Annotated in this window: 2 protein-coding genes; both read right to left on the bottom strand. The window is 35.6% G+C overall.

What is annotated here, in order from left to right; translation table 11 throughout:
* Window positions 1-4125, bottom strand: a 4125-nt coding sequence (locus M899_RS13080; protein ID WP_021271862.1) for a hypothetical protein, incomplete at its 3' end; no start/stop codon positions are given.
* Window positions 4126-4298: 173 nt separating this feature from the next.
* Window positions 4299-5960 (bottom strand): long-chain-fatty-acid--CoA ligase, encoded by a 1662-nt coding sequence (locus tag M899_RS13075; protein WP_021271767.1) that lies wholly within the window; start codon window positions 5958-5960, stop codon window positions 4299-4301.
* Window positions 5961-6000: the final 40 nt, after the last annotated feature.

Genomic DNA, 6000 nt, shown 5'->3' with positions numbered 1-6000 from the left:
ATTATAGTTTCCATTTAGGATTTCCTGGGAAACTTCTTTTTGTAATTTACCATAAGCTTCAGCTAGTGCTATCGCTTCTTTTTGCGGCATCTTCAATGCTGCCGATGCCACTGATTCATTGAAAGCGCGAACGACTTCAACAGCTCTATCTGCTCTAACATTTGGAGCAAGTCCTAAAATATCACGGGCCTCTTTCTTCGTTGATTCAAGAACAAGTCTAGCTCTTGCGTTGAAGAATTTTCTCATGATGATACCATCGGCAAGAAATTGGAACGAAGCTCTTTTTCCTGAAAGTAATCCACCAATGTGTGGGCCACCTTGCAAGAACATCATATATGGCCATTCTCTTTTTCTTGATGAAACATCTACAAAGAAATCTGTTAGCTCATCAATATTCTCTTCAATATACTTTGAAAGATTGATGTCAGGATTCTTCTTTAATTCCTTAATCATTTTCTTTACTTTAGTGGCATGACGACCCATGTGACCATAACGCATTTCACGGAAGAAATTTAAGATCTTACTTGTATATGTTCCATTTTTCATCTTCATATTCTTCATTCTAAAAAGTGCAAGCTTTGATGAATCAGAGAACAATCTTTGATCGTATGATTTTAAGAAAGTTAAGAACTCTCTTGTATTATCATTAAAATACTTCGCTACAACTTTAACTGTTTGATCATTAATTGCGGTGTGTGACAGATCAACAATTTCATCAGCGTTGTAACGGTATAGGTTTTGAGCAATATCATCACTATTTTTAGCTAGTTCTTTTCTAATGCGGACGATTGCCTCTTCCAAATCACCTTTAGAGATTAACCCTTGTGATTGGAGTGAACGTAGATTTCTAATCTTATCGACAAGTTCGGCAGCTTGTTTTTCATTCGCTACTCTTTCCAACTCTGGTAAAAGCTCAGATTTTTTAAAACCAAGAACCTGGCGAGCAAAATCAGTTTGAATTTCTTCAGTTACAGTTCCACCTGACTCTCTAAGTAATTCTTTTTGAGCAAGTTTAGATAAATGCTGATTTCCAGCAACTGATTTCGAAGAAACTTTTAATAAGCTTGATCCCATTTTAATCGAGCGTCCAACTGTTCCTAATAGAGGGATAACACTAATGGCCTCAAAAGCTGCCCATCCCCATGAAACAGAGACTTCATCTGTTGATCCTACATCAGTTAAACCAAAATCTTCCATTCCCTGAACGAAGGCCACATGATCTTTAGATCTTTGAAATTTTCCATATTCACGTGTTGCTAACCATGACTGTAAACCCACACCAGCAGTACCTGCTCCAAGAACAAACGCTGCACATAAACCACCAGTTGCGGCAATACAAGTTCCAGATAGTAGAACTACTGAAATCGCAAGTAACGGAGCTCCGATACCTACAGTTAAATCAATTGTATCAGCTGTCGTCCATTTATCAATTTGCTCAGAAACTTCTGCAGGTACACTTGGTAATCCTAACATCGAGTTCAAACGACCTTGAACCTTAGCTGTTCCATAGAAAAATCTCTTCAATTGTTCGTGATCATTAAGATCAGTGACACAAAGCTTTGTCATTTGATTTAAGAGAGAATTTTTCTTCATTTGAGCTGCTTTAGAAACTAGCTCAAGATAAATTGGTTTTTTAATTGCATTTTCTAATGCTAAAAAATCGTCTTTAACATCATATTGAGATGCCACACCAAAATCTTTTGCATATGAAGCGAAAAGCTCCTCTTGCTTAGAAAGGTCACCTTTTGCCTTGAAAATATCACCTAGTTGTTGAATTCTTTCAGCTTCTACTGTTGAAAGAACTGTATTGATCTCTTCCCATGTTTTTTCACTTAAATTTTCATCTAAATGAGTTCTCGTGAATTTCTCTACGTCATTTGCCCCTAGTGCAGTTTCATAACTTAGATTTTCAAAAATTGAGAAGAACTCTTCTTTCGAATTTCGAGAAGATAGAATTTGTTCTGTTTCTTTATTTTTTTCTTCAATAATTTTGTTCCACACATATTCTTTTTCATCTTTTGAAAGAAGATTATCACCATAAAAAGGTATAAGAGTCTTATTAATCCCGACTTTTTTCGCAGCGGCCTTAATATTACCAAAATTAGTTGCAACACTTCTCCATAAACATGAATAGTAGTTTTCACCTTTTAACATATCTCTTACAAAGCCAGAGAGTTCATACTCAGCTAGAAGGTACGACAACCTTACTCTGGCCCATGGATTATTGGCCTCAAGTTGGCTTAATAAAAATTCTTTTTCATTTGTGTTTGCTTCCGGAAACATAGATGTCTTATCTCTCAAAGTTGTCCAAACGAGGGCGTACATAGCATATACCTTGTCTAGTTCTTCTTCTTTAAGACGTCTTACTGGCAAATATCCTTCCTCTTGTGAAACTACTGAATTTAGCATTTCTTTGAGAGCATCAATTTTATTCTTAGAAGACATACATACAGGATTCATGTACTTCATCCCATAGCCTATGCCGCAAAAATTAGTTAGAGCAAAAGTGATTGTGCCATATTCTTTTGATCCTTTTTCAAGGATTGCCAGTTTTTCTGCGAGCTTTCTCAGCGCCCAATTTCTCCAAAATGAATTTGTATTAAAAGATGGAAATGAAATTTTAACTTTTCTCTTCTCCATTGCTCTAGCAACATCGCTTGGAATAATTTCAGAAACATCTAATGTTCCCTTTCTTTGCATAAGCTCTGCCATATATGGAGACAAGTTCATTGAATATGGTTGGATTAGTTCTTTCTCACCATTAACAACAACCTCGTAATACTCAGTTTCTTTTGGAGCTGAAACGATCTTTGAGAATAGTTCAGCTTCTTCTTTAGTTTTAAGGCGATCAGCTGCTGCTTGCATTTTAAGAGTAATGATTTTTTCAAAATGAGTAATATCGTCTAAAACAGGAGTAAAAATCCCTCTTTCTTTTTTCTGAGTATATTGTTTGGCCAATTGATATTCTTCGAAAGGTACAAGTCCACTATGTCCATCAATTACGGCATCAGAATTTGCATTTTCAATATAATATTCTCTAAAAAACTGACCATATTCAGAATCGATATAGCCAAGATTGGCCACAAGAGCTTCTGCATAATTATCTTTAATTTTTTCGTTAATTTTAATTTCAACAGTTGCTGGCAACGAACCATTTTCAACTTTTTGCTGACATGCTTTTGGTACTAAAATAAGATCATCTGCTTTACCAAGAAGAACATCATAGTTTTTAACTTGTGTAAGCATCATCTGAATTGTCATCCATCGAAGTGCTTGAAAGTATGACTTGGCAGTTGGGGCCATCATAAGAACAGAAATATCTCTTTCAACCATTTTATATTCATCAAATGCAATTGTAACTTCATCACCATTGTTTGAAACGATAAAGTGAACTGGATCCTTATAGGGATCAATTCCTAGTTTTAACTTTTGAAGATCTTCTTCACTTTCAATAAGATCTGCATCGATTATCGGATATAGACCCTTGAAGATTTTAGCTGGAACAATTGAGTTGTTATAAACTCTCATGAAAGCTACTAAGTCTCTAAGAGGAAGAAGAACATTGTGAATATAAGAGAATAGAAAAGTTTTCTTTTGATCTTCATCTAAATCAGAAGCAAGAATTTCTTTAATATTTTCAGCATATCTCTTCGCCTCTGCAATTTGCGAATTGTATGAAGAGTTGAATCTTACAAGCTTTGCTTCGTCCTTATTAACGACTTCAACCAGAGCATCGATAAGTCCTTTCACTTTTTCTTTCTGACATGATTGTTTTGCTACTGCTGCTTTTGGATCTTCATTTTTAGATTTAGCATCACAACTCAATTGATGTCTTTTCTTCATCTCGCTAAAGAAAGCTTCATCAGAAACACCATCACTTGAAATAATATTTTCAAAACTTCCTGAGAAATCGAAATCAGGTCTGGCCTCTTCTTCTTTACAGTCGTTTGGCTTCTCATACCCTTTGATTGTTTTTTTATAGTTTTCAACTCTTTTTACGAATAGATCTAAATCGGCCTGCGATGTGCTTGAAGGAGAACGAAAGTTAATACCTGCAAATGCCATCTGCAATGAACAAGTGTAAACGATGATAAATGTAAGAAGCTTTTTAACTTTCTTATACATAGACTCCCCCGAGTTGTATAAGTACTTATAAAGCAAAATGAATGCCAATTTAAGATGGTGTGAAATTAATAAAATTAAGGAATTAGTGAGACCTAGAAGTGGCCAGGGTGATTAAAAAAAAGAAGTGTCCAAAAATTGGACACTTCTCTATTTAAGCTACAATTGAGTGGATTTTATTGACCGCGCAGGTCCTTACGAAGGATCTTACCAACATTTGACTTAGGTAGCTCATCCCTAAACTCATATAGTTTTGGAACTTTGTATCCCGTAAGATTTTCACGACAAAATGCTTTGAGCTCATCTACAGTTAATGACTCGTCTTTCTTAACAATGAAAAGTTTAACAACTTCACCACTTTTCTCATCTGGAAAACCGACAGCAGCACATTCGAAAACTTTTGGATGTTCTACAACAACTTCCTCTACTTCATTCGGATATACGTTGAATCCAGAAACTAGAATCATATCTTTTTTACGATCGACAATTTTGAAAAAACCTTCCGCGTCCATCATACCGATATCACCAGTCTTAAAGAAACCATCTTTAGTCATAACCTTAGCTGTTTCCTCAGGTCTATTCCAGTAACCTTTCATTACTTGAGGGCCTTTAATACAAATCTCTCCGATTTCACCAACTGCTAGAGTGTTTTCATCATCATCTTTTACACACACATCTGTCGAAGAAACAGGAAGACCAATACTTCCATTATAGTCTTTTAAGTTAAGTGGATTGATACAAGCAGCAGGAGCTGTTTCAGTTAATCCGTAAGCTTCAATAAGTGGTTTTTTTGTAACTTCTTTCCATTTCTCAGCAACTGCTTTTTGAACGGCCATACCACCGCCAAGAGTTAGCTTTAAACTAGAAAAATCAAGAGCTCTAAAACCTTCATTATTTAAAAGTGCATTAAAAAGTGTATTAACACCTGTAACTGCTGTGAACTTCCACTTAGAAAGCTCTTTAACAAATCCAGGAATATCTCTTGGGTTTGTTATAAGAACGTTTAATCCTCCAAGATAAGAGAATGTAAAGCAGTTCGCAGTCAAAGAAAAGATATGGTAAAGCGGAAGAGCTGTAATAATGATCTCGCCACCTTCTGTTGTGACTGGGTCAATCCAAGACTTTGCTTGTAATAGGTTCGCAACCATATTTCTATGAGTAAGCTCCGCTCCTTTCGCTACACCAGTTGTACCACCAGTGTATTGCAAGAAAGCACTTTGATCACCTGAGATTTCAACTTTTTTAAATTGTGACTCGTCAGCTGATTGAATCACTTTTAAAAATGGAATATTGTTTGGAATATCCCAAGCAGGAACCATTTTCTTAACGTGCTTAATAACAAAATTTACAATTAATGATTTTGGAAATTTTAACATATCACCAATTTGAGTAGTGATGACATGCTCAACTGGTGTATTAGGTAAAATATCCTGTAGAGTCTTTGCAGAATTTTCAAAAATCACAATAACTTTCGCTCCAGAGTCTTTTAGTTGGTGCTCAAGCTCTCTTGAAGTATAAAGTGGATTTACGTTTACGGCCGTCATCCCTGCTCTTAATACTCCAAAAAGTGCAATCGGATACTGAAGAATATTTGGCATCATTATCGCGACACGATCACCCTTTTGAAGTTTCAGATCATTTTGCAAATAAGAAGCAAATTTTCTTGAAAGCCTCTCAATCTCACCATAAGTAAGGGTTGACCCCATATTATGAAAGGCCCCTTTGTTTTTAAACTTCTCGAAGCTTTTTTCCAGAATTTCTGGGATTGAGTTGTACTGGTCAGGATTAATTTCTCTAGGAACGCCCTGCTGGTAATTTTTGTACCAAACCTTTTCCATTTTTAATTTCCTCGTCAATTTTAATTATTTTCCTTATTGT

Source organism: Bacteriovorax sp. BSW11_IV (assembly GCF_000447755.1).
In the GTDB taxonomy this organism is placed as follows: Bacteria; Bdellovibrionota; Bacteriovoracia; order Bacteriovoracales; family Bacteriovoracaceae; genus BSW11-IV.
Note: the sequence above shows the minus strand (reverse complement) of the source record. Positions and strands in the feature narration are given on the sequence as shown.

Excerpts from the sequence above, each read along its gene's own strand:
- M899_RS13075 (WP_021271767.1), bottom strand. The coding sequence starts at position 5,960 with ATGGAAAAGGTTTGGTACAAAAATTACCAGCAGGGCGTTCCTAGAGAA.